We start from the raw sequence: 25155 nt of genomic DNA, 5'->3' as shown, positions 1-25155 counted from the left end.
TGTATTAAAACTTCATAGTTGTTCTTACATTAAAAACCCGTGGTGTTAAGTAGTTAGGAATGGCAATTTGCGATTTACTACTAACATCTCTAACCCATGTGTTTGTTATAGAATTTTGAACATCAAAAAGGTTGAAAATTTCAAAGCCAAAAGATAAGTCTTTAAATGGTTTCTTCCAGCCTTGATTAAAACGTTTATTTGCATCTACCAATACATATTGAAGTCCAAAATCTCCACGTTTGTAAGATGGCAATCTACTTTGATATAAATAGGGGTCTGCATAACTAGGAGAACCACCAGGTAACCCAGTATTAAACACCATATTTAAATACATTTTTAAGTTTGGCATATTAGGCACATAATCTTGAAAAAGGGCAGCGAATTTTAAACGTTGGTCTGTTGGTCTTGAAATGTAACCTCTACCATCAATGTTTTCTTCGGTTTTTAAATACCCAAAACTAAGCCACGATTCTGTTCCAGGAACAAATTCGCCATTTAAACGCAAGTCTAAACCATAAGCATAGGCCTTAGCATTATTGTTGGCGGCATAACGAATACGCACATTTTCTAGGGTATACGGATTAACATCGCTAAGATTTTTATAATAAGCTTCAGATGTTAATTTAAAAGGACGATTCCACATTTTAAAGCTATAATCGTTTCCTAAAACTAAGTGAAAAGATTTTTGTGCCTTCACTTCTGGTTGTACTACACCATTAGCATCGCGAAGTTCTCTATAAAAAGGGGGTTGGTAATATAAACCTCCTGCTACTCTAAATAGCATGTCTTTTTCCCAAGTTGGTTTTATGGCAAATTGCGCACGCGGACTAAAAACCACTTGATTTGATGTTGAAATACCATCGCCACTAACAGACCAGTTATGAGCCCGAATACCAGCATTATACCAAACATCACTACTTCCTAAAGTACTACGTTTACTCCATTGGCCATAAGCTTGTATGCGGTTAATTTGGGTGTTATTTGTAGCTCTTACATTTTGAAAAGGTACTAACGGCCCTGTAAAAGGCGCGTAAGGTTGCTCGTTGGTAGTTGTTTTTGGTGGACGTAATGAAAATCCTGCCGAATCTATGGTTTCCCATTCTACCAAACGGTCTCTAATATCTTCATTGGTGTATTTTACAGACCACTCAAAACGGTTATCGTTTACTTTAAAATCACCTTTGTGTTCAATAGTCGTTATTAGGGCATCTAAGTCATTTCTACCATGATTTAATTGGCTACCAATACCTTGGCTAAATTCAACTTCACCTAAATTTTCATCTCCAATATTACTATTAACATCGCCTAAGCTATATTGCGCTAAAATGTCGAAATACTCCTCCTCGGTAGTATGGTAAGTGGACGCTATTAATTTTAGTGTTAAATCATCATTTACAAAGTAAGATCCTTTAAAGGCACCAAAAAGGGTTTGGTACCTGTCTTTTTCTTGCCCATCATAAAACACCAATAAAGCCACGGGTTCACTTAAAGTTCCAAAGTTGGTTTGGCGCGTTTGCGGTTCAAAATCATATTTGTTTATAGAAGCACTACCTAAAAAACTTAAATGAAATTTATTCGAAAATTTATATGTAAAATAGCCTTGCGCATCTGCAAAAGTGGGTTTAAAATTGGTTTCGGTTTCTTTGGCATTTACAAGTAAACTGTTATCGCGGTAACGCACACCAACGATACTCGTGAATTTTGAGTTTTTACTAATGTTTTCAACTGAAAGACCTCCACCTAGTAAACTTAAATCTGCGTTAACTTCAAATTGATACGGGTTTTTATAGGTAATATCTAATACCGAGGATAGCTTATCGCCATACTTCGCTTGAAAACCACCGGCAGAAAAATCTACATTCTGTACTAAATTTGTGTTTACAAAACTAAGTCCTTCTTGCTGCCCCGAACGTACTAAAAACGGACGATACACTTCAATACCATTTACATACACTAAGTTTTCGTCATAATTTCCACCACGAACAGAATATTGTGTACTAAGTTCGTTGTTGTTGCTAACTCCTGGTAAGGTTAATAGCAAGTTTTCTACACCAGCATTCGCCCCAGGGATTTTTCTAATTACATCGGGCTTTATGGTTATAATACCTTCTACTTCTTTACGTCTGTTACTATTTACAATTACGGTTGCTATTTGCTCAATAGTAGTACTCATTACGGGGTTAAACTCTAAGCTTTCCCCATTTTTTAAATTAAAGGTACTTACAATCTTTTTATGAGAAATATGAGTGAAAGCTACTGTAACATCTTTGCTTGCAGGAATTGTTAAGGTATAAAAACCATTGGCGTTCGTTTGGGCACCAGAGGTTTCGGTTTTTATATTAACATTTTCAATGGGCTGATTTTTTTCATCTAAAATAACACCTCGAAGCGTTGCGCTTTGGGCAAAACTAAAAGTAATGGTTAAAAAAAACAGGGTAGTGGTTAGTAGTTGTTTTGCCTTCAAGTGTCTAAAGTTTATTTTCTATAAAAGAACGTTTCAAAAGTAGAATTATTTCCAACATTATCGGTAACAATTACTTTTAAATTGTTTTTGGTGTCGGTAATTATGCTATCATTAAAATCGTAAGTTAGCATATTCTTCTTGTATTCATACTCCATTAAAATCCATTTGCCGTTTATAGATGCTCTAAAATTTGATACCCCGGAGCCTTCATCTGTAATTTTAATTTTTAAATAGCGATACTTACTTAACCACTGTTTTTCTTTAAAGTTTACAGCCGAAATTTTAGGACGTATTGTATCCATGGTTAATGCAAAAGTGCCTAGTTTTTTTGTACTAGCAGTAAGTAAATCGCCTTTTCTTTTTGTTGACGTGTAGGCTGGATAATTTTTGTATCCTATTAATTTGGCTATGTATAGTTTGTTTTTGTCTTCGTTTGTAAACCTACTTACATCATAGGTAATATTAAAATTCTTTTTAGTAGGTTTAATATCTTTATGAAGTTTTAGCGTGTCACTTTTCACTTCAAAATCTAAATAGAAATCTTCGTAAAAAGTGTCTTTGTAAAAATCGACAGTTACATTACCTGCTTTTAAGTTTGTAGCTTGGTTAGCTTTAATAAAATAAGGTGTAATACGTTTTTCTTTGGGCTTAGTAATGCTTTGTTTGCTGCCTTTAATATGTACGGTTATCCAAGATTCATTGTTTTTAAAATCGGCTACTCTAATTTTATATACCAAATAAGTGCTGTCTTCCACTTTAATAACGCCATCATTTAACACCGATTTATATAGACTTAGTGGGTTGTTTTTCTTGAATAACTTTTGCACCCGTTGCTTTTCGGTAGTATAATGTTCATAATCTATTAACTGATTAATATGTTTAGTTTCGTCAAACGAGAAGCGTCCAAAGTCTATTTCAAAATTTCTATTTCCATTTATAAAGGTTTGAATATTGTAAACACCATTAGAGTTTGCAGCCAAATCTTGCCTGTCAATAGTATTTATTGCAAAACCAATATTACCAAAGGCTTCAATATTTTCGGTGGTGTAATCGCCATTTTTAAGCGGAGTTAATCGTAATTTCTGTTTGGTATTCAACTTGTTAATAAACGATTGGTCGTCTAAAGGATAAGCGTAAATGGATTTAACCGTTGGGTAAGTTGTATCTTTTATATCCATGCCAAAAAGCATTGGGTTAATTGGGCGTTCCTCTTTATCTCTAATTTCGAAATGTAAATGTGGACCGCCAGAACTTCCTGTGTTTCCGCTGTAAGCAACTAAGCTGTCTTTTAAAACCGGTAAATCTTCGGCTTTAGGGAATAACTCAATTTCATAAGATTCTTGCTCGTATTGCTGCTTTTTGATGAAGGCTTCAATATCTGGCGAGAATTTTTGAAGATGCGCATACACCGAGGTATAACCATTTGGATGGGTTATATACAAGGCTTTTCCGTAACCATAATGCGATACTTTTATTCTGCTAACAAAACCATCGGCTACAGTCTTAACTTTTAAGCCCACGCGCTGCTGGGTTTTAATATCTACACCCGAGTGAAAATGATTGGAACGTAACTCGGCAAAGGTGCCAGCCAAAACTAATGGTATTTCTAGTGGTGAACTAAAATAATCTTGTGGGTAGTTGTTTTGAGCATTACAGAATAATGAAAAAAACAGAATGAGGGACAGTATAATTCGCATATATGAGTATTATGGCTAAAATATTAATTTGATATGAAAGTTCAAAAAATAATACAATAATCAAGCCATGAGTTTTTTGATACCACGATAAATAATGAAACTGAAATTTTATGACAAAACAATTGTAATTTATGGCTAAGAATGTTAACTTTGTAAGGTAAGTATTGAAATTTGTAAATGAGTAATATTGAGGATATTGTAGATTCTTTAGAAAACAAGATTAGTAAAGTATTACACAAACTTGAGCTTTTAAAACGTGCTAATTTGAAATTAAATGAAGAATTAGAGATTTCAAAGCAAGAAATTTTAACGCAACAAAAGCATATTGCTAGTTGGGAAGAAAAGTACGAAGCGCTTAAAATGGCAAATACAATACTTGGTAGTGACGAAAATAAAAGAGAAACTAAGCTTAAAATAAACGCATTAATTAGAGATATTGATCATTGTATTGCTCAACTCGCTGATTAAAGTTAATTACATGCAATGTCAGAAAAGCTTAAAATAAAGCTGTCTATAGCTAACCGAGTATATCCATTAACGATTGATGCAAGTCAAGAGGAAGGATTGCGTAAAGCGGCTAAGAACATTGAAGTAATGATAAAGCAATTTGAGCAAAGTTATTCTGTTCGAGATAAACAAGATGTTTTGGCTATGTGTGCCTTACAGTTTGCATCTCAAGTAGAGCAGAAGTCTATAGATAAAGCAACTGTAAGTGAGCATGTAGAAGAAAAACTAAATGCTTTAAACGATGTATTACAATCGCACATATAGTCTCTATACGTTCTTTAAAATAAACTAAAAGTTACTGCCTACATTGGTTATTTTTTTTGATAAACTCAACGTTAATTCTTTAAAAAGGGTGAGTTTAAGTTGTAAAAGCATGCTGCTAGTACCAGATTTATTTTTGGTTACTCGAGCAGATCCTTGATCAGCTTGTTAGCCCTAAACTTGTTTTTAAGGAGTTTATACAAAATTTTATACTGGTGTAGGCTTTTTTATATACCAATTTGACTGAAATGATTAAATAGTCAAAAGGGCATTTTATATTATAATCAACTAAATTAACGATGGATAACTCAATTATATTTGCAGTAGGTGGTGTTATATTAGGGCTAATAATTGGCTTTATAATAGCAAAAACACTAGAAAAAAATAATGCTTCTAAACTTGTTAAAGAGGCTAAAAAAAATGCGACTTTAATTCTTAAAGAAGCAAAAAGTGAAGGTGAAAACCTTAAAAAAGATAAAATTCTTCAGGCTAAAGAAAAATTTATCGAACTAAAATCTGAGCATGAAAAGGTCATTTTAGCACGCGATAAAAAAATTGCCGAAGCTGAAAAAAGAACGCGCGATAAAGAGTCGCAAGTGTCTAGCGAATTAGCAAAAAGTAAAAAGCATAACGAAAGTTTAGAGAGTAAAATTAACGATTACAATCACAGACTTGATGTGCTAGATAAAAAGCAAGAAGAGGTTGATAGATTGCATAAAAGCCAAGTACAGCAGTTAGAGGTTATATCTAGCCTGTCGGCCGAAGAAGCTAAAGAGCAATTAGTGGAATCTTTAAAAGGGGAGGCTAAAAATGATGCCATGGCATTTATACAAAGCGCTCTAGAAGAAGCTAAACTTACAGCCGAACAAGATGCTAAAAAAATTATTATAAACACCATACAACGTATTGGAACAGAAGAGGCGGTAGATAACTGTGTGTCTGTTTTTAATATTGAATCTGATGATGTTAAAGGACGTATTATAGGACGAGAAGGTCGTAATATTAGAGCTATTGAGGCCGCAACAGGTGTTGAAATTATTGTTGATGATACGCCAGAAGCTATCATTTTATCATGTTTTGATTCCGTGCGAAGAGAGGTAGCTCGTTTATCGTTGCACAAATTAGTTACCGATGGTAGAATTCACCCAGCTAGAATTGAAGAGATTGTTAAGAAAACGCAAAAGCAAATCGAGCAGGAAATTATAGAAGTTGGTAAGCGTACTGTTATAGACTTAGGGATTCATAATTTAAATCCTGAGTTAATTAAAATGGTAGGTAGAATGAAATACCGTTCGTCTTACGGACAGAACTTGTTACAACACTCGCGTGAAGTGGCTAAGCTTTGTGGCGTAATGGCAGCAGAATTAGGTTTAAATCCTAAAATGGCTAAAAGAGCAGGTTTATTACACGATATAGGAAAAGTGCCAGATGCCGAAGCAGATATGGAAACTCCACACGCTATTTTAGGTATGCAATGGGCTGAGAAGTTTGGTGAGAAACCAGATGTTTGTAATGCCATTGGAGCGCACCACGACGAAATAGAAATGAAATCGTTATTAGCACCTATTGTTCAAGTTTGTGATGCTATTTCGGGAGCAAGACCAGGAGCAAGACGACAAGTTTTAGACAGTTACATACAACGTTTAAAAGATTTAGAAGATATTGCTTTTGGATTTAATGGAGTTAAAAAAGCTTACGCAATTCAAGCGGGTAGAGAACTACGTGTTATTGTTGAAAGCGAAAAAGTAGACGACCAAAAAGCGGCAGATTTATCATTTAGTATTTCCCAAAAAGTACAAACGGATATGACGTATCCAGGTCAAGTTAAAGTAACTGTTATTAGAGAAACAAGAGCAGTTAATATAGCTAAGTAGAAAAGAAATTAAGATTTATTTAATATGTAAAAAAAGTCCGGATTTAATCTGGACTTTTTTTGTTTGGTATAGTTACCGTAAACGTAGTACCAACATTAACAGTACTTTCTACGGTTATTTTCCCACCATAGGTTTCTATTTGGTTTTTAATTAAGTATAAACCAACACCTTCCGAGTCTTTATTGTTATGAAATGTTTTATATAAGCCAAAAATGGAATCGCCATATTTCTCTAAATCAATTCCAATACCATTATCAGATACTATAACTTGTAAATTTTTATTTTTAATGACTGTACTAACCGTAGCTACTGGAGCTCGCTCTGGATGTTTGTATTTTATGGCGTTTGTTAACAGGTTTTGTATAATACTTTCTAAGTAAATAGCGTTATAATAAATGTATAGCCGAGGGTGTATGTTGTTAATTATTGTAGCCTTACTTTTTGTAATTACAAGGTTTAACATTCTTAAAATTTTATTTGTTTCTTCGGCCAAATACAATTTTTTAAATGTTGTAGGTTTGTGTTTTTGAATCGATACGATTTCGTTTAAATTATTAATGGTTTTTGATAGTGAAGTTGACAGTGTTTTAAGGTATTGTAATAAGTCTTCTTTTTCTTTTTCGCACTTAGATTCTTCATGGAGTTTTAATAAACTTTCAAAATTACTGGCATGTTGCTTTAAATTATGAGTCACAATATGTGCGAAATTTTTAAGCCTATTGTTTTGCTTACTAACAAGGTTTAGTGTATTCGATATTTTAATTTCGTTTTCAATTAGCCTTGTTATATCTATATGTGTACCTAAAAAGCGTGTAGGTGTACCATTATGATTTCGTTTTATTACTTTACCTTTGTCTAGAATCCATTTGTAAGTGCCATCTTTACATTTTACGCGGTGTTCATTTATATATAGGGGTTTTATACCTTCTAAATGGTCTTGGTAGTCTTTGTAATATTTATCTCTATCCTCTGGGTGTACTCGGTTGTTCCAGTCGTTTACATTAGCACCAAATGTGGTATCATTCTCAAATCCAATAATTCTTTTAGAAGATTCAGAGAAATACACTTTATTAATTATGGCATCAAACTCCCAAACACCAATATTAGTAATATCTACAGCTAATTCCCATTTCGAATTGTCTTCTCCAATAGTCGTAGAGGAAATGTTAGCTTTATCTAACTTCAATAATCTTTTAATTTTGTTAAATATTAGCATGGATACGTGGTTAATACGTTAGTTTAAATATGTTTTTTGGAGGATGGGTTTTTATAAATTTACAAATAATTAGTTTGAAATAAAAGAAATAGCTGCGTTAGAGTTTACTTTTTTCTATTTTCTTGGGTGATATTTTTCTACAACCTTACTTAAGTAACTTTTATCTAGATGTACATATATTTCGGTTGTAGTAATGCTTTCATGACCTAGCATAAGTTGAATGGACCGCAAATCGGCATTGTTTTGTAACAAATGGGTAGCAAAAGAATGTCTAAAAGTATGTGGCGAAATGTTTTTTTCTAGGCCAATTTTAACGGCTAATTGTTTAATTATGGTAAAAATCATGGCACGAGTTAACTGTTTGCCTCGTCTGTTTAAAAATAAAATGTCCTCATGTCCAGGTTTAATATTTAAGTGAACCCGGATACTAGATCGATACATATTTATGTACTTTTTAGTAACATCTATAATAGGAACAAAACGCTGTTTGTCGCCTTTACCGGTAACTTTTATAAAGCCATCATCAAAAAAAAGGTCTGATATTTTTAGGTTTATTAACTCGCTAACGCGTAAGCCACAACCGTACAAGGTTTCTAACATGGCTCTGTTACGTTCGCCTTCAGGCTTGCTTAAATCAATAGCTTTTATTATGTCGTCTATTTCGGCTTCCGATAAGGTGTCTGGAAGTTTTCTGCCTATTTTTGGCGATTCAATTAACTCTAAAGGGTTGTCCTTTCGGTAATCTTCAAACACTAAATAATTAAAAAAGCTGCGTAAGCCGGATATTATTCTGGATTGCGATCTGGCATTTAAAATTTTTGCAATCTCATAAATAAACTGTTGAATATGCTCCGCGGTAATGTTAACAGGTGTGTGGTTTATGTTATTAGTTTCTACAAAGTTTATGAGTTTCGTAACATCCAAAGCATAGTTATCAATAGAGTTTTGAGATAACCCGCGTTCTATCTTTAAATATAATTGATAATCGTTTAAAGCGTGCTGCCATTTCATAGCTGTAAAATTAACTATTTATAGGGACAAAGTGTAGTTTTTTTAAACAATGAAGTTAAATCCTTAGGTGGAATTGTTGATTTTTTTGATTTTAAAACATTGAATTACATTGAGTTGTGAGGTGTTATTGGTAAAATTATTTATAACTTGATGTGTTTGTAGTATTTTTCAAAAATTTAGCTTTAATTTGCCGTTATCAAACTAAAAACATTTTAAATTATGAAAAAATTATTAATTATTACTGCAGTTGCAGTTTTCGGATTTTTAAACGTTAATGCACAAGATGATGCAAAAACTTATGGATTTAATCAAGGTGATGTCTTTATAGAGGGTAACATCGGATTTAATAGTACTAATGACAAAAACTTAGAGGAAAAAACAAACAGTTTTACATTAGCTCCTAAAGTTGGTTTCTTTTTAAGTGAAGATTTAGCTATTGGGGGGCAATTAACTTTTAATTCATTTAAAGGAGAAGTTTCAGGAACTGATACTGTTGATAATTCTACGTTTGGTGCTGGGGCGTTTGCTCGTTACTATTTTTTAGATTTAGGACAACGTTTTAAAACGTTTACTGAGTTTGGTATCGCTTATGCTACCAGTGATAATAAAATTAGTGACTTTAAAGTTAACTCTTTTGGTGCTAGTTTAGATTTAGGTATTAACTATTTTGTAACAGAAAAAATTGCTTTAACTTTTGGACTAAGAAACGTATTAGGTTTCACTTCTACAAAAGCAGATGAAGACGGTGCTAAGGCAGAATCTAATTTTAACTTAGGTTTTGGAGATGTTGCTAACCCTTTTAGTGGTAATGCTTCTTTTGGTTTATTATTCAAATTATAATAAAACGCCAAAGTAATTGGTGAAAAAACCGAAGCAGAATGCTTCGGTTTTTTTTATGCTCAATTTTTAAATATCTTTACATCATGAAAAAAATCATGATTATTAACGGGCCTAATCTTAATTTATTAGGAAAAAGAGAACCTAATATTTACGGAAGTTTAACTTTTACTGAGTTTTTCGACAAGATTAAAACAAAATATCCAAATGTTCAGTTGGAGTATTATCAATCTAATATAGAAGGGGAGTTAATAGATAAATTACACCACGTTGGATTTAGTTTTGATGGTATTATATTAAATGCGGGCGCATACACACATACGTCTATTGGTATTGGAGATGCTATTAAGGGTATTGAAACGCCAGTTGTAGAAGTACATATTTCAAATACTTTTAATCGCGAAGAATTTAGGCATCAATCCTTTATTTCGCCTAATGCTAAGGGCGTTATTCTTGGCTTTGGCTTACAAAGTTACGAGTTGGCTATTCAGAGCTTTTAAGAAAAGAGCCCCTCTTAGTCTCCCCAAAGGGGAGGAACTTTCACTGTGCTGAAAAAAATGTATTCTTATAAAAAATGCGATTCTTAAATTTAAGAATCGCATTTTTTTTGTTTTATTTATCTGAGTAAGAGTTTCTCCCCTTTGGGAGGTGGAGGGCATTACAAATGTATTACCTCATCATAAGCCGCTGCAACGGCTTCCATTACCGCTTCACTCATAGTTGGGTGTGGGTGAATTGCTTTTAGTACCTCATGACCTGTAGTTTCAAGTTTTCTACCTAAAACAGCTTCAGCAATCATATCGGTAACTCCAGCACCAATCATGTGGCAACCTAACCATTCGCCATATTTGGCATCAAAAATAACTTTTACAAAGCCTTCTTTATTTCCACCAGCACTGGCTTTACCAGAAGCAGAGAATGGGAATTTACCAACCTTAATATCTAACCCTTTATCTTTGGCTTGCTTTTCGGTTAATCCAACCGATGCAATTTCCGGAGAACAGTATGTACATCCAGGTATGTTTCCGTAGTCAATAGCTTCAACGTGCATGCCTGCAAGTTTTTCTACACAAAGTATACCTTCAGCAGAAGCAACGTGAGCTAAAGCTTGACCCGGAGTTACATCGCCAATAGCATAGTAACCAGGAATATTAGTTTGGTAATAATCGTTGACAATAATTTTATCTCTATCAACAACAATACCTACATCTTCTAAACCAATGTTTTCAATATTAGACTTAATACCAACGGCACTTAAAATAATATCTGCTTCAAGTACTTCTTCACCTTTACTTGTTTTTACAGTGGCTTTAACACCTTTTCCAGAAGTATCAACCGATGTTACTTCGGCCGATGTCATAACTTTAATTCCAAATTTTGTAAAAGAACGTTCTAATTGTTTAGATACATCATCATCTTCAACAGGCACAATTTTCGGTAAATATTCTACTATAGTAACCTCTGTTCCAATAGAGTTATAAAAATATGCAAATTCAACACCAATAGCACCAGATCCAACCACAATCATCTTCTTTGGTTGTTTCTTTAAGGTCATGGCTTGTCTGTATCCAATTACCTTTTCGCCATCTTGTGGTAAACTTGGTAATTCACGAGAACGGGCACCAGTGGCAATTATAATGTTGTTAGCGCTATATTCGGTACCATCAACTTCAACCTTTTTACCTGGTTTTAGTGTTCCGTAACCTTCTATAACATCAATTTTATTCTTCTTCATTAAAAACTGAACACCTTTGCTCATGCCATCTGCAACCCCACGGCTACGTTTTACAACAGCATCAAAATCATGTTCTGCATCTTTTACTTTTAAACCATAGTCCTCAGCATGCTTTAGGTATTCAAAAACCTGAGCCGATTTTAATAAGGCTTTTGTTGGAATACAACCCCAGTTTAAGCAAACGCCACCAAGATTTTCTTTTTCAACAATTGCGGTTTTAAAACCTAATTGTGATGCTCTAATAGCTGTTACATAACCACCAGGACCACTTCCAAGAACTATAATATCGTATTTACTCATTTGTTAAAAAGTTTAGATTGCGAATTTACGAAATCGATTTTTAAAAAAGAATAGAGAGCTTATTAAATCCTGAAAAAAATGTTATGTAATATCCATTATATAATAGTTGTTTTATAGCCTTGTAATAGGGAATAGTATATATCCTTGTTTTATTACCTTTGCGTTGCAAGTTTTTATTTATGAACATACCTAGAACGAGTTTTCCTCGCATTGTAATTATTGGAGGCGGTTTTGCTGGCGTAGCTTTAGCAAAAAAATTATCGAAACAAGAAGTACAAGTTGTACTTTTGGATAAAAACAACTATCACACGTTTCAGCCATTACTCTATCAAGTGTCTACAGGTGGTTTAGAGCCAGACTCTATAGCTTATCCTATTCGTAAAATTTTAAAAGACTTTCCAAATTTTTATTTCCGATTGGCTATTGTAGAGGAGATAGATACGCAGAAAAACAAGGTAAAAACCAATATAGGTGAATTAAAGTTCGATTATTTAGTAGTGGCTTCGGGCTCTACAACAAATTTTTTTGGCAATACCGAAGTCGAAAAGCACAGTATGGCCATGAAAACCATACCGCAGTCTTTGGATTTAAGAAGTTTAATTCTCGAAAATTTTGAAGATGCTCTGTTAACCTCAGATTTAAATGAGCGTAATGCCTTAATGAATTTTGTAATTGTAGGTGGCGGACCAACAGGCGTAGAACTTGCCGGTGCATTGGCCGAAATAAAAAAAGGCATTCTACCAAAAGACTATCCAGATTTAGATACGCGTTTGGCTCAAATTCATATCGTGCAATCAAGTAATTGTATATTAAAGGGTATGAGCGCCCAAGCCTCGGCAAAGGCCGAAGATTTTCTAGAAAAACTAGGTGTTAACGTATGGAAAAACGTTAGAGTAACCAATTACGATGGTAAAACGGTTACCACAAATACCGATTTAACCTTTGAAACTGCTACTCTGGTTTGGGCGGCAGGTGTAAAAGGAGCCACCATAAAAGGTCTAGATGCGCAAGATCTTGTTAGTCGTGGCAACAGGCTTTTAGTAAACGAGTTTAACCAAGTAAAAGGCTACAACCACATATTTGCTATTGGCGATATTGCTTGCTTGGTAAGTGATGAGTTTCCGCATGGTTTCCCAATGATGGCACAACCTGCCATACAACAAGGCGACCAATTAGGCGATAATATTTTAAAACTTATTGAAAATCAACCTATGACCCCCTTTAGCTATACCGACAAAGGTGCTATGGCAACCATTGGACGAAATAAAGCTGTAGTCGATTTAAAACGATGGAAATTTCAAGGCGTATTTGCTTGGTATGTTTGGATGTTCGTGCACCTGTTTTTCCTAATAGGGTTCAGAAACCGAATGGTGGTGTTTGTAAACTGGGTGTATAATTATGTCCGTTTCGATAGGGAAGCCCGATTAATAATTCGTCCCTTTAAAAACAAACATAAAGTATAAAATTCTTTGGGCGATTCCCGAAGAAAAATCGGGTCAAGCTTTACTCATCGCTTTATATTTTTATTATATGAAATCGTGACTATAAATATTTAAGCAGTCGCTTTTTTGTGTTGCATATTTGCATGTTGGCAGACCGGGGTGTAATAACACAAAAAGACCTTCAATATAGGCTTAAATTCTTATGGCTGGGCATACTTACTAAATAATGGTTTTAAGATTTAGTTTTATTGTAAGTAATAAGACCTACAAGGTTTTTAAAACCTCGCAGGTCTGGTAAACTTCTTAAATAATGCTAAGACTCCAGATCTTCACAAGACAAAATACTTGCAACTTTTTTTTATGAATTAAAGCTTATCACCATAACCAAACAAATGGCATACTGCGACTGTATACTGCGACTTATTTAAAGATCATCAGTAAAATGTTTGCGTTCCTTATCATTATTAAACTTGTCCTTATTATACACTTCAGAATCACCTTTTGGAATGGATAACGATTTCCATGCCTTTCCTTTTAATAGTTTTCCTAAAAAAACAATTTGTCCCACGTGGTAAGCATAATGGGCTAGTTGCCTGTTTATGGCCTCTGTAACTGTGTGTCCGCCGTTTCTAATGTAAATAATGCGTTCTAAATCCTCAGGTTTTAAAGCTTTAATAGCGTTAAATAAACAAAACCATCCGCTTTCCCAAGCAGCTATTACAGCTACTTCGGAAGTAAAGTCACTAACAAATTCATCATCTCTGTTTCGCCAGGTTTTCTCGCCATCATCAGTTAAAAAATTGGTCCATCTGCTTCGCATATTGCCTGCCGTGTGCTTAACAAGTATAGCAATACTATTGGCATCTTCATCACTTTGCCAAAGCATATCATCAAAACTTAACTGTTTAAACGTTTTATCGCCTAAGCTTTTGTAATACTCAAATTGTTTAATTACGCTCTCTAAATAACTTTCCATATAATAAAGGTAAAGCGTCAATTTTTAAATAGCAAGCTTTTAATACATTTCAAGAATTTTATAAAAATTATATAGTCACTTATTGACTTTTAGTTATTAGGAATAAATTTTAACGACACCCCATTTATACAATGACGCTTACCTGTGGTGTGTTTGGGGCCATCATTAAAAACATGACCTAAATGGCCGCCACATGTAGCACAATGCTCTTCGGTTCTGGCATAGCCTAAATTGTAATCTGTAGAAAAACTAACATGACCTTTTATCTCTCTATCAAAACTTGGCCAACCTGTACCAGAATCAAACTTGTGATCACTTTTAAATAACGGTGTGTCGCATCCTTTACAAACATAAACACCATCTACTTCGTTTTTGTTTAAAGGGCTAGAAAAAGCACGCTCTGTACCAGCTTGCCTTAAAACATAAAATTCTTTAGCGCTTAGTTCTGCTTTCCACTCGGCTTCAGTTTTGGTTATTTTAAAAGGCTCTTCTTTGTTGTTTGTTTTTTTTTGGGCCGCAGAGTTGCAATTAAAAAATAATACTAGGACAAAAGCAATTATTATCTTGTTCATTTGTTTAAATTTTTATGCTACTTAGGTCGAAAAAAAAATCAAATTATAACAAAAGAACGATTAATTTTTTATGTGTGACAAATATATTATTTAAGTGTCCAATTAAAATAACAATACATTTTTTACGTATTTTTAAGAATTGAAATTAAACCATCGAATTATGAAAATGAAACACACCCTTTGTATAATGGCTTTATCTGCTTTAGTGTTTTCTTGCGCTACAAATCCTTTTACAGGAAAGAAAACAATGGCATTAGTGCCTAACTCTCAGTTATTCCCAACTGCATTCTCTCAATACAGTCAGTTTTTAAACGAAAACAAAGTCATTACAGGAACCCAAGATGCCGAAATGATTAAAAGAGTAGGACAACGTATAGCAGTTGCTGCCGAGCGTTGGTTAAATGCAAATGGTAATGAAGGATATTTAAATGATTATAAATGGGAGTACAATTTAGTAGATGATGCTACTGTAAATGCATGGTGTATGCCAGGTGGTAAAATTGTATTTTATACAGGAATATTACCAATAGCAGAAAATGAGGCTGGTGTTGCTGCTATTATGGGGCATGAGGTAGCTCACGCTTTAGCAAATCACGGACAGCAACGTATGAGTGCTGGATATTTACAACAAGGCATTGCTGTAGCAGGAAATATTGCCATTAAAGATGAGAATGCAAGAAATGCTTTTAATCAATATTACGGTATTGGATCGCAGTTAGGTGTTATGTTACCTTTTAGTAGAAGTCATGAAACAGAGTCCGATCAAATTGGTATTTATTTAATGGCTATTGCTGGTTATAACCCAGATGAAGCAGCCGAATTGTGGAAACGTATGAAAGCGAATAGTGGAGGAGAAGCGCCTGCAGAGTTTATGAGTACGCATCCATCAAACGATACAAGAATTGCGAATCTTACTAATTGGGCACCAAATGCAAAAGCTGAGGCTAAGAAATTTGGCGTTACTACATTTAGAAATTAGTAATAGCCATATAAATAAAATATTTGCTTATTTTCGAAGCTGCTCATAAAAGGGCAGCTTTTTTATTATGGCAGTTTTAGAGAAAGGAAGTAAAAAGTTATTAAATGCTTGGGCCTTTTACGATTGGGCAAATTCTGTGTACACACTAACAATTGCGTCGTCTATATTTCCTATTTTTTACTCGGCATTGTTTCTTAAAAGTACTTCGGAAGTTAAAACAGTTTTTGCATTTGGTTTCGAGTTTAAAAGTACAGCGCTTATAACTTTTGTTACTGCTTTTACATTTTTGGTTGTAGCCATTACATCGCCCATTTTATCTGGTATTGCCGATTACGTAGGAAACAAAAAGAATTTCTTAAAATTTTTCTGCTATGTTGGTGGTGCTGGTTGTATTGGTTTATATTGGTTTGATATTACTCCAGATAAGATTCATTTAAGCTTACTGTTTTACTTTATGGGATTAATTGGATATTGGGGAAGTTTGGTGTTTTATAATTCGTATTTGCCAGATATAGCATTTTCAGAGCAACAAGATAGTATTAGCGCCAAAGGATTTTCGTTAGGGTATTTGGGCAGTGTTTTGCTATTGGTTTTAAATTTAGCCATGGTTATGTATCCATCTACTTTTTTTATTGCCGATAAAATTTCAGAAAACGGCGAAGTAATTGAATCTGCAGCACAAGTAGGTATGCGTTATTCATTTGTACTTGTTGGCTTATGGTGGATAGGCTTTAGTCAGTATAGTTTTTACTGGTTGCCAAAAGGAACTTCTAGCGGGCATAAAGTTACCAGGGCTATTATATTTAACGGCTTTAAAGAATTACGTTTGGTATGGAACGATTTAAACGAAAATTTAAGATTAAAACGCTATTTGCATGCCTTTTTTGTGTTTAGTATGGCGGTACAAACCATTATGTTGGTAGCTGTTTATTTTGGAGAAGAAGAAATTTTGTGGGGCGATGATGATGCCAAAACATTTGGCCTAATAGGTAGTATTCTAATAATACAGTTGGTTGCTATTTTAGGGGCGTTTTTAACCTCTATTGCGTCATCAAAATTTGGAAATATTAAAACCCTAATTGCTGTTAACATAACATGGATGGGGTTGTGTTTTTATGCTTATACGATGCATACACCTACAGAATTTTATATTGCTGCTGGTTTGGTAGGTTTAGTAATGGGCGGAATACAAGCCTTGGCACGTTCTACTTATTCTAAATTTTTACCAGAAACGGAAGACACTACGTCTTATTTTAGTTTTTATGATGTTGCCGAAAAAATAGGGATTGTTATAGGGATGGTTATTTTTGCATTTATAGACCAATTAACTGGTAGTATGCGAAATGGTATTTTGTTTTTATTTGTTTTCTTTTTAGCTGGTATTATTTTACTTTTTAGAGTGCCTAACGAGCGTATTAAATAAATAGTTTAAAATGAAAACCCAAGACGTAAAAATCAAATTTAAAATTGTTGATTTGCCTAAGTTGATAATTAAGGCAGGTAAATCTTGGTTTAGCGGTGATCCTTTTGAAAGAAGTGCTGTGGTGGCCTATTACGCTATTTTATCTTTACCAGCATTAATGGTAATTATAGTGAATTTAGTAGGTTCTATTTGGGGCAAGGAGATTGTGCAAGGAGAATTGTTAGCCCAAATTTCTAAAGCATTGGGAACTCAGACTGCAGAATCGATAAGACTTATGATGGTTGATAGAGGAGAAGCCTCAACATCAATTTTTACTACATTAATTGGCGTTGGAACTTTAATTTATGGTTCTACGGGAGTGTTTTTTCAAATCCAGAATGTTTTAGACAAAATATGGAAAGCAAAACCAAGATTTAAAAATGGATTAATCGAGACTGTTTTTGGCAGAATTAAAAGCTTTGGGTTTATTCTTGTTATTGGCTTTTTGCTTTTAATTAGTTTTGTATTAACGTCGGCTTTAAGCGCTTTTGGTGAAAATTTAAAACATTATATACCAATAGATTTTGTTGACTATGTTTATTATTTAGATGTGATTCTTTCCTTGTTAATGATCTATGTGCTTTTTGCAACTATGTTTAAAATACTGCCAAATGCCAGAATACCATGGCGTGCTGTCCGTATTGGTGCTGCTCTTACGTCTGTTTTGTTTGTTTTAGGGAAATATTTATTGGCATTATATTTTAGCGAAATGGAACCAGGTTCTACATACGGTGCCGCTGGAGCTATTATTTTGGTTATGCTATGGGTGTCTTATTCTAGCTTAATTTTATTTTACGGGGCTCATTTTACTAAAATTTATTCGGAGCATTATTTACAAGAAGAACCCGAGCAAATTATTCCGTAATATAAAATGGATTTGCTAGATAGTGGCCTTTATGAGCTTCTCGGTTTAATGTAAAAATATAAGCGTATAGTTTTTACTAATATTAATTGTATTTATAAAGTATAAAAAAAGCCCGAATGTTTCCATTCGAGCTTTTTTTAATGTTTGCTTTTTAATATTATGATTCGGCTGGTTTTTCAGCTTTTTCAATAGATATTACAAGTTCATCAGAGTCATTGGTTAAATCAATTTTAATCTTGTCTCCTTCTTGTAGATTTGATGCTACAATTTCTTCAGCTAACGCATCTTCAACATATTTTTGAATCGCTCTTTTAAGCGGTCTTGCGCCATATTGCTTATCGAAACCTTTTTCTGCTATGTAATCTTTAGCAGCTTCAGTAAGGGTTAGTAGGTAGCCCAATCCTTTAATTCTGAATAATAATTTTTCAAGTTCAATATCAATAATTTTATTGATGTCTTCTTTTTCTAAAGCATTAAATACAACAACATCGTCAATTCTATTTAAGAATTCTGGTGCAAACGATTTTTTAAGGGCGTTTTCAATAACGCTTCTTGCATTGGCATCTTCTTGTGCTTTTTGAGACGCTGTACCAAAACCAATTCCGGTACCAAAATCTTTTAGTTTACGTGCACCAATGTTAGACGTCATGATGATAATAGTATTTCTAAAATCAATCTTTCTACCTAAACTATCTGTTAAATAGCCATCGTCAAGCACTTGAAGTAGCATGTTAAATACATCTGGGTGTGCTTTTTCAATTTCATCTAAAAGAATTACGGCGTAAGGTTTTCTTCTAACTTTCTCGGTTAATTGTCCACCTTCTTCGTAGCCTACGTATCCTGGAGGTGCTCCAATTAATCTAGAAATAGCGAATTTTTCCATGTATTCACTCATGTCGATTCTTACTAGAGAATCTTCACTATCAAATAATTCGCGAGATAGTACTTTTGCTAGTTGCGTTTTTCCAACACCTGTTTGTCCTAAAAATATAAACGAACCAATTGGCTTGTTTGGGTCTTTAAGTCCAGCTCTGTTACGTTGAATAGCTTTAACAACCTTGGCAACCGCATCATCTTGACCAATTACTTTTCCTTTTATAAGGTTGGGTAATTCTGCTAATTTGTTAATTTCGGTTTGCGCAATTCTGTTTACAGGTACACCTGTCATCATTGAAACAACGTCGGCTACATTATCTTCAGTAACAATTTCTCTATGTTGTTTGGTGTCTTCTTCCCATTTTTCTTGAGCTATAGCCAAATCCTTTTCAATGCGTTTCTCATCATCTCTAAGTTTTGCAGCCTCCTCGTATTTTTGCTTTCTTACCACCGCATTTTTTAATTCCTTAATATCTTCAAGTTGTTTTTCAAACTCAATAATTTGCTTAGGAACTTCAATGTTTGTTATGTGTACGCGCGACCCTGCTTCATCTAAAGCATCAATAGCTTTGTCGGGTAAAAAGCGTTCGGTCATGTATCTGTTGGTTAATTTTACACAAGCTTCAATAGCTTCTGGTGTATAATCAACATTATGATGTTCTTCGTATTTTCCTTTTATGTTATTAAGAATCTCTATAGTTTCTTCAACCGATGTAGGTTCTACAATAACCTTTTGAAAACGACGCTCTAAAGCACCATCCTTCTCGATATATTGTCTGTATTCATCTAAGGTTGTAGCACCAATACATTGTATTTCGCCTCTTGCTAAAGCGGGTTTAAACATGTTTGAAGCATCTAAGCTACCTGTGGCTCCTCCAGCACCAACAATGGTGTGTATTTCATCAATAAATAAAATAACATCATCATTTTTTTCAAGCTCGTTCATTACGGCTTTCATGCGCTCTTCAAACTGGCCTCTGTATTTTGTTCCGGCAACTAAACTTGCCAAATCTAGAGTTACAACACGTTTGTTAAATAATATACGCGATACTTTACGCTTAACAATTCTAAGTGCTAAACCTTCGGCTATGGCAGATTTACCAACTCCAGGTTCTCCAATTAAAAGCGGGTTGTTTTTCTTTCTTCTACTTAAAACTTGAGACACGCGTTGTATTTCTTTTTCTCTACCTACAACAGGGTCAAGTTTACCTTCTTCAGCCATCGCTGTTAAATCACGTCCAAAATTATCTAAAACAGGAGTTTTTGACTTTTTATTCGTCTTACCTGTTGGAGCATTAAAAATGTTATCCTTGGTAGATTCTTCTTCTGGTGCATTGTCGTCATCTTGAAATTCAGACTTAGGCTCTATATAGTCGTTGTCGTTTGTAATCATAAGTTTAAATTGTTCTTTAACATTATCGTAATCTACTTTCAGCTTATTTAAAAGCTTGGTAGTGGGGTCGTTTTCGTTTCTTAAAATACAAAGTAATAAATGCGCCGTGTTAATAGAGGTGCTTTGAAATAATTTAGCTTCTAAGAAAGTGGTTTTTAGAGCTCGTTCTGCTTGCCTTGTAAGGTGTAGATTCTTTTTTTGATTAGAAGCTATAATAATATTGGGGTTTGCAGGACTTAATATTTCAACTTTTCGTCTTAAATGATTTAAATCTATATCTAAAGCATTTAAAATATTTATTGCTTTGCCATCGCCATCGCGCAAAAGACCAAGCATGAGATGTTCAGTACCAATAAAATCATGGCCTAATCGCAATGCTTCTTCTTTGCTGTACGCAATTACATTTTTTACTCTTGGGGAAAAATTATCATCCATAAATCGTGTCCTTTCTGCATTAAAAATAGTAAAACATTTTAACTAAAGTCAAAAACTATACCTAAAAATGTGTTAATAGTAAAAACATTATGGTTTTAACAAGATTTTAAGTCTTAAAATTAACATCTGTTAAAGCAAATAAAATAGATACGCGTAATTTGCGGTAGTAAAATTTTATACGGCTAAAAAAAGTAAGAAACCTAAAAATCTAAATGTTTTGTCTACTTAGTGCTAATTGACGAAAAAATCTTTATTAAATCAAAATTTTAACGCTCATACTTATTAACGAAATAAGTCGTTTAAATTGTTAATAAATTACGTGAAAAAGGAGCCTTTATAGTCGTTCTGTAACTATTGGAATTCTTATATTAGCGTGTTAAGAAATTTACATATAACTAAATTAATTTATATATGGCAGAAGGAGAAAAATTGATCCCTATTAATATTGAGGATGAGATGAAATCGGCTTACATTGATTATTCAATGTCGGTCATTGTGTCACGTGCTTTACCAGATGTAAGAGATGGTTTAAAACCGGTTCATAGACGTGTACTTTACGGTATGCACGAACTGGGTGTTAGAGCTAACACAGCACATAAAAAGTCCGCAAGAATAGTTGGAGAGGTTTTAGGTAAGTATCACCCACACGGTGATACCTCAGTATACGATGCTATGGTGCGTATGGCTCAGGAATGGAGTTTGCGTTATATGCTGGTAGATGGTCAAGGTAACTTTGGGTCAATTGATGGAGATAGTCCTGCAGCAATGCGTTATACAGAAGCGCGTATGCGCAAAATTTCTGAGGACATGTTGGCAGATATTGATAAGGAAACTGTAGATCATAAATTAAATTTTGATGATACCTTACAGGAACCAACAGTTTTACCAACTCGTATTCCAGGATTATTGGTTAACGGAGCTTCTGGTATTGCAGTAGGTATGGCTACAAATATGCCACCTCACAATTTAACCGAAGTTGTTAATGGTACAATAGCATACATTGAAAATAATGATATTGAAATTGACGAGCTAATTACACACATAAAAGCACCAGATTTTCCAACAGGAGGAACAATTTATGGTTACGATGGTGTAAAAGAAGCTTTTCATACGGGTAGAGGGCGTATTGTAATGCGTGCTAAAACCAATATTGAAGAGGTAAATGGTCGTGAATGTATTATTGTTGACGAGATTCCGTACCAAGTGAATAAGGCAGATATGATTAAGAAAACTGCCGACTTAGTTAACGATAAAAAGCTAGAAGGTATCTCGCTTATTAGAGATGAGTCTGATAGAAACGGAATGCGCATTGTTTACGTTTTAAAACGCGATGCTATCCCAAATATCGTTTTAAATAAGTTATTTAAATATACGGCGCTACAATCTTCATTTAGTGTAAATAATATTGCATTAGTTAATGGGCGTCCGCAATTATTAAACTTAAAAGAATTAATCCATTATTTTGTTGAGCATAGACATGAGGTAGTTGTTAGACGTACCACTTACGAATTGCGTAAAGCAGAAGAGCGTGCTCATATTTTAGAAGGTTTAATTATAGCTTCTGATAATATTGATGAAGTAATAAAAATAATTAGAGCATCTTCAAACGCCGATGAAGCAAGAACAAACTTAATAGAACGTTTTAAACTTTCAGAAATTCAAGCTAAGGCAATTGTAGAAATGAGATTGCGTCAGCTTACAGGTTTAGAGCAAGATAAGTTACGTGGCGAGTACGAAGACATAATGAAAACCATTATCGATCTTAAAGATATTCTAGACAAGAAAGAGCGTCGTATGGATATCATAAAAGGCGAGTTGGAAGTTGTAAGAGATAAATATGGAGATGAGCGTCGTTCTGTAATTGAATACGCTGGTGGCGATTTAAGTATTGAAGATATGATTCCTAACGAAAAAGTGGTAATCACTATTTCGCATGCAGGATATATTAAACGTACCTCATTAACAGAATACAAAACTCAAAATAGAGGTGGTGTAGGGCAAAAAGCATCTACCACAAGAAATGAAGATTTCTTAGAGCATCTATTTGTTGGTACCAACCACCAATACATGTTATTCTTTACCCAGAAAGGAAAATGTTTCTGGATGCGCGTTTACGAAATACCTGAAGGTAGTAAAACATCTAAAGGGCGTGCCATTCAAAACCTTATAAATATCGAGCAGGACGATAAGGTAATGGCGTTTATTTGTACTCAAGATTTAAAAGATGAAGAGTATATTAATAATCATTACGTAATTATGGCTACTAAAAAAGGTCAGGTAAAAAAGACCTCTTTAGAGCAATATTCGCGTCCTAGAACAAACGGAATTAATGCGATTACAATTAAAGACGACGATGTATTATTAGAAGCTAAATTAACAACAGGCGAAAGTCAAGTTATGTTAGCACTAAAATCTGGTAAAGCTATTCGTTTTGAAGAAGCTAAAACACGACCTATGGGACGTGGAGCATCAGGTGTAAGAGGTATTCGTTTACAAGATGAAAAAACAGACGAGGTAATTGGTATGATTGCCGTCGATGATATGGAGAGTAATGTATTAGTAGTCTCAGAGAACGGTTATGGTAAACGTTCAAGCTTAGAAGACTACAGAATTACCAATCGTGGCGGAAAAGGCGTAAAAACCATTTCAATTACCGAAAAAACAGGTAACTTAGTGTCTATTAAAAATGTAACAGACGATGATGATTTAATGATTATCAATAAATCTGGTATAGCAATTAGAATGGCTGTAAAAGATTTACGAGTTATGGGTCGTGCCACTCAAGGTGTTAAATTAATTAACCTAAAGGGTAAAGACTCCATTGCTGCTGTTGCAAAAGTAATGCATGATGAAGATGAGGTGGAATTAGATGAAGATGGCAATGTGATAATCGCTGAAAATAGCGAAAACATTGAGGCTTCAGATGATGGCACAACTCTTGATACTAATATAGACAATAATAACACTGAATCTTAAATTTAATATTATTTAAAATGAAAAAACAATTAATCATCGCTTTAGCATTTTCAATAAGTGCATTTACATTTGCACAGAAAAAGGAATTGAAACTTGTCGAAAAGGCTATTAAAAATAATAATTTCGCTGAAGCTAAAACAGCCATAACTCAGGCTGAAGGCTTATTGTCCGGTATGGACGATAAGTTAAAAGCTAAGTTATACTTTTTAAAAGGACAAGTTTTATACGCTAATGGAAAAGGAAGTCTTAGTGATATTGGAGCTGTATTGGAGAACTTTAATAAAGCAAAAGATGTATATGGGGATGAAATTAAGGTATTAAAACAAACAATTTCTAACAATTTAATAACCATAGGAGACAAGGCGTATAAAGACCAAAACTATTCTAAAGCCTCAAAGTATTTTGAAAAAGCATATAGGGTAAAAACTAAGGATACTATGTTTCTGTATTTTGCTGCTGCAACTGCAATTAACGAACAAGAATACGATAGAGCTCTAGGATTTTATGAAGAGCTTAAAGATTTAAACTATACGGGTATTACAAAAGAGTATTTTGCTACAAATAAGGAAACAGGCGAAGAAGAGATTTTAACTAAAGAAACTCGTGATTTATACGTTAAAACTGGAACTTATATAAAGCCTGGTGAGCGTAAAACGGAATCTAAAAAACCGGAGATTGTTAAAAATATTGCACTTATTTATATTTCTAATGGCGATAACGAAAAGGCACTTTCTGCAATTAAGGACGCTAGGGCAGAAAACCCAGACAATGTAGATCTAATTATTAACGAGGCTAATATTTATTTACAGTTGAAAGATGAAGATAAATTTAAAAATTTAATAGAGCAAGCCTTAGTTAAACAGCCAAATAACGCCGCATTGCATTATAACGTTGGTGTTGTTAGCATGAATAAAGGAGATTTAGAGGCAGCTAAAAAATCTTTCGAAACGGTATTAAGTATAGATCCTAGTTATAGTGATGCAGCACTAAATCTTTCAAATTACTATATTGAAAAAGGAAATATGGTTATTGCAACTATGGGTAAATTAGGAACAAGTAAAGCCGATGATGTGAAATATGAACAATATAAAGTTGAAAAGAATCAATTGTTTAAAGACGGAGCTAATGTATTACTTGATTTTATAAGTAAGAATTCAAATACTAAATCGGATATTTATATTCAATTAAAAAACATTTACTTAGCTTTAGGTGAAACAGCTAAAGCTAATGAAATGAGCGATAAAGCAGCGTCTGTGTCGGGAAAATAGTAATATGGA

At 33.9% G+C, this 25155-nt stretch carries 19 protein-coding genes and 1 other RNA gene; 12 read left to right on the top strand and 8 right to left on the bottom strand.

Annotated elements, in window-relative coordinates:
- Positions 1–4: 4 nt before the first annotated feature.
- Together BMY96_RS11425 and BMY96_RS11420 are read right to left on the bottom strand one after the other, a co-directional pair.
- Positions 5–2464: a TonB-dependent receptor gene (locus BMY96_RS11425; protein ID WP_245750618.1), complete on the bottom strand. Its 2460-nt coding sequence runs from the start codon at positions 2462–2464 to the stop codon at positions 5–7.
- Between the two features lie 11 nt (positions 2465–2475).
- The gene (locus BMY96_RS11420) at positions 2476–4161 is read right to left on the bottom strand and encodes a M23 family metallopeptidase (protein ID WP_092852260.1); all 1686 of its coding nucleotides are present in this window, start codon (positions 4159–4161) and stop codon (positions 2476–2478) included.
- Between the two features lie 177 nt (positions 4162–4338).
- Between BMY96_RS11420 and BMY96_RS11415 the strand changes: the two genes are divergently transcribed.
- From BMY96_RS11415 to rny, 4 genes are all read left to right on the top strand, one after another.
- Complete coding sequence (locus BMY96_RS11415) at positions 4339–4629, top strand: hypothetical protein (protein WP_092852258.1); 291 nt, start codon at positions 4339–4341, stop codon at positions 4627–4629.
- 15 nt (positions 4630–4644) lie between these two features.
- On the top strand, positions 4645–4932 hold the full coding sequence (locus BMY96_RS11410) for a cell division protein ZapA (protein ID WP_092852256.1): 288 nt from the start codon (positions 4645–4647) through the stop codon (positions 4930–4932).
- A 63-nt stretch (positions 4933–4995) separates the two neighbouring features.
- Positions 4996–5126: non-coding RNA, 6S RNA (gene ssrS, locus BMY96_RS11405), on the top strand.
- Between the two features lie 102 nt (positions 5127–5228).
- Positions 5229–6803 carry a ribonuclease Y gene (gene rny / locus BMY96_RS11400; protein ID WP_092852254.1) on the top strand — a complete coding sequence of 525 codons (1575 nt, stop codon included), beginning with the start codon at positions 5229–5231 and terminating at the stop codon, positions 6801–6803.
- 43 nt (positions 6804–6846) lie between these two features.
- On the opposite strand, the gene BMY96_RS11395 is transcribed toward rny, so the two are convergent.
- The gene (locus BMY96_RS11395; RefSeq protein WP_245750616.1) at positions 6847–7989 is read right to left on the bottom strand and encodes a sensor histidine kinase; all 1143 of its coding nucleotides are present in this window, start codon (positions 7987–7989) and stop codon (positions 6847–6849) included.
- A 144-nt stretch (positions 7990–8133) separates the two neighbouring features.
- Positions 8134–9030 (bottom strand): site-specific tyrosine recombinase XerD, encoded by an 897-nt coding sequence (gene xerD / locus BMY96_RS11390; protein ID WP_092852250.1) that lies wholly within the window; start codon positions 9028–9030, stop codon positions 8134–8136.
- A gap of 219 nt (positions 9031–9249) precedes the next feature.
- Between xerD and BMY96_RS11385 the strand changes: the two genes are divergently transcribed.
- The gene (locus BMY96_RS11385; RefSeq protein WP_092852248.1) at positions 9250–9870 is read left to right on the top strand and encodes an outer membrane beta-barrel protein; all 621 of its coding nucleotides are present in this window, start codon (positions 9250–9252) and stop codon (positions 9868–9870) included.
- Between the two features lie 83 nt (positions 9871–9953).
- Complete coding sequence (aroQ, locus tag BMY96_RS11380) at positions 9954–10367, top strand: type II 3-dehydroquinate dehydratase (RefSeq protein ID WP_092852246.1); 414 nt, start codon at positions 9954–9956, stop codon at positions 10365–10367.
- A 158-nt stretch (positions 10368–10525) separates the two neighbouring features.
- Here aroQ and lpdA read toward each other — a convergent pair whose 3' ends face one another.
- Positions 10526–11902 (bottom strand): dihydrolipoyl dehydrogenase, encoded by a 1377-nt coding sequence (gene lpdA, locus BMY96_RS11375; protein WP_092852244.1) that lies wholly within the window; start codon positions 11900–11902, stop codon positions 10526–10528.
- A 179-nt stretch (positions 11903–12081) separates the two neighbouring features.
- Between lpdA and BMY96_RS11370 the strand changes: the two genes are divergently transcribed.
- Positions 12082–13365, top strand: coding sequence for an NAD(P)/FAD-dependent oxidoreductase (locus BMY96_RS11370; protein ID WP_092852242.1), 1284 nt, complete (start codon positions 12082–12084; stop codon positions 13363–13365).
- Positions 13366–13768: 403 nt separating this feature from the next.
- Here BMY96_RS11370 and BMY96_RS11365 read toward each other — a convergent pair whose 3' ends face one another.
- Both BMY96_RS11365 and msrB read right to left on the bottom strand, forming a co-directional pair.
- Positions 13769–14320, bottom strand: a complete 552-nt coding sequence (locus BMY96_RS11365; protein WP_092852240.1) for a DUF1572 family protein — start codon at positions 14318–14320, stop codon at positions 13769–13771.
- An 89-nt stretch (positions 14321–14409) separates the two neighbouring features.
- Positions 14410–14892, bottom strand: a complete 483-nt coding sequence (gene msrB / locus BMY96_RS11360; protein ID WP_092852238.1) for a peptide-methionine (R)-S-oxide reductase MsrB — start codon at positions 14890–14892, stop codon at positions 14410–14412.
- Between the two features lie 160 nt (positions 14893–15052).
- Here msrB and BMY96_RS11355 point away from each other — a divergent pair, with 160 nt between their 5' ends.
- The 3 genes from BMY96_RS11355 to BMY96_RS11345 all read left to right on the top strand — a co-directional run bounded on the left by BMY96_RS11355 (position 15053) and on the right by BMY96_RS11345 (position 18198).
- Positions 15053–15871: a M48 family metallopeptidase gene (locus BMY96_RS11355; RefSeq protein WP_175473561.1), complete on the top strand. Its 819-nt coding sequence runs from the start codon at positions 15053–15055 to the stop codon at positions 15869–15871.
- Between the two features lie 67 nt (positions 15872–15938).
- Positions 15939–17294: an MFS transporter gene (locus BMY96_RS11350; RefSeq protein ID WP_092852236.1), complete on the top strand. Its 1356-nt coding sequence runs from the start codon at positions 15939–15941 to the stop codon at positions 17292–17294.
- A 10-nt stretch (positions 17295–17304) separates the two neighbouring features.
- Entirely contained in the window at positions 17305–18198 is an 894-nt protein-coding gene (locus BMY96_RS11345; RefSeq protein ID WP_092852234.1) for a YihY/virulence factor BrkB family protein, read from the top strand.
- Positions 18199–18355: 157 nt separating this feature from the next.
- Here BMY96_RS11345 and BMY96_RS11340 read toward each other — a convergent pair whose 3' ends face one another.
- A complete protein-coding gene (locus BMY96_RS11340; protein WP_092852232.1) occupies positions 18356–20902 on the bottom strand; it encodes an ATP-dependent Clp protease ATP-binding subunit in 2547 nt (848 codons plus the stop codon).
- Positions 20903–21313: 411 nt separating this feature from the next.
- Between BMY96_RS11340 and gyrA the strand changes: the two genes are divergently transcribed.
- Together gyrA and BMY96_RS11330 are read left to right on the top strand one after the other, a co-directional pair.
- Complete coding sequence (gene gyrA, locus BMY96_RS11335) at positions 21314–23878, top strand: DNA gyrase subunit A (RefSeq protein WP_092852230.1); 2565 nt, start codon at positions 21314–21316, stop codon at positions 23876–23878.
- A 17-nt stretch (positions 23879–23895) separates the two neighbouring features.
- On the top strand, positions 23896–25146 hold the full coding sequence (locus BMY96_RS11330) for a tetratricopeptide repeat protein (protein ID WP_092852228.1): 1251 nt from the start codon (positions 23896–23898) through the stop codon (positions 25144–25146).
- The last annotated feature ends 9 nt before the right edge of the window (positions 25147–25155 follow it).

The sequence above is a fragment of the Algibacter pectinivorans genome (assembly GCF_900112595.1).
Lineage (GTDB): Bacteria > Bacteroidota > Bacteroidia > Flavobacteriales > Flavobacteriaceae > Algibacter_B > Algibacter_B pectinivorans.
This window is presented reverse-complemented; position numbering and strand designations above follow the sequence as displayed.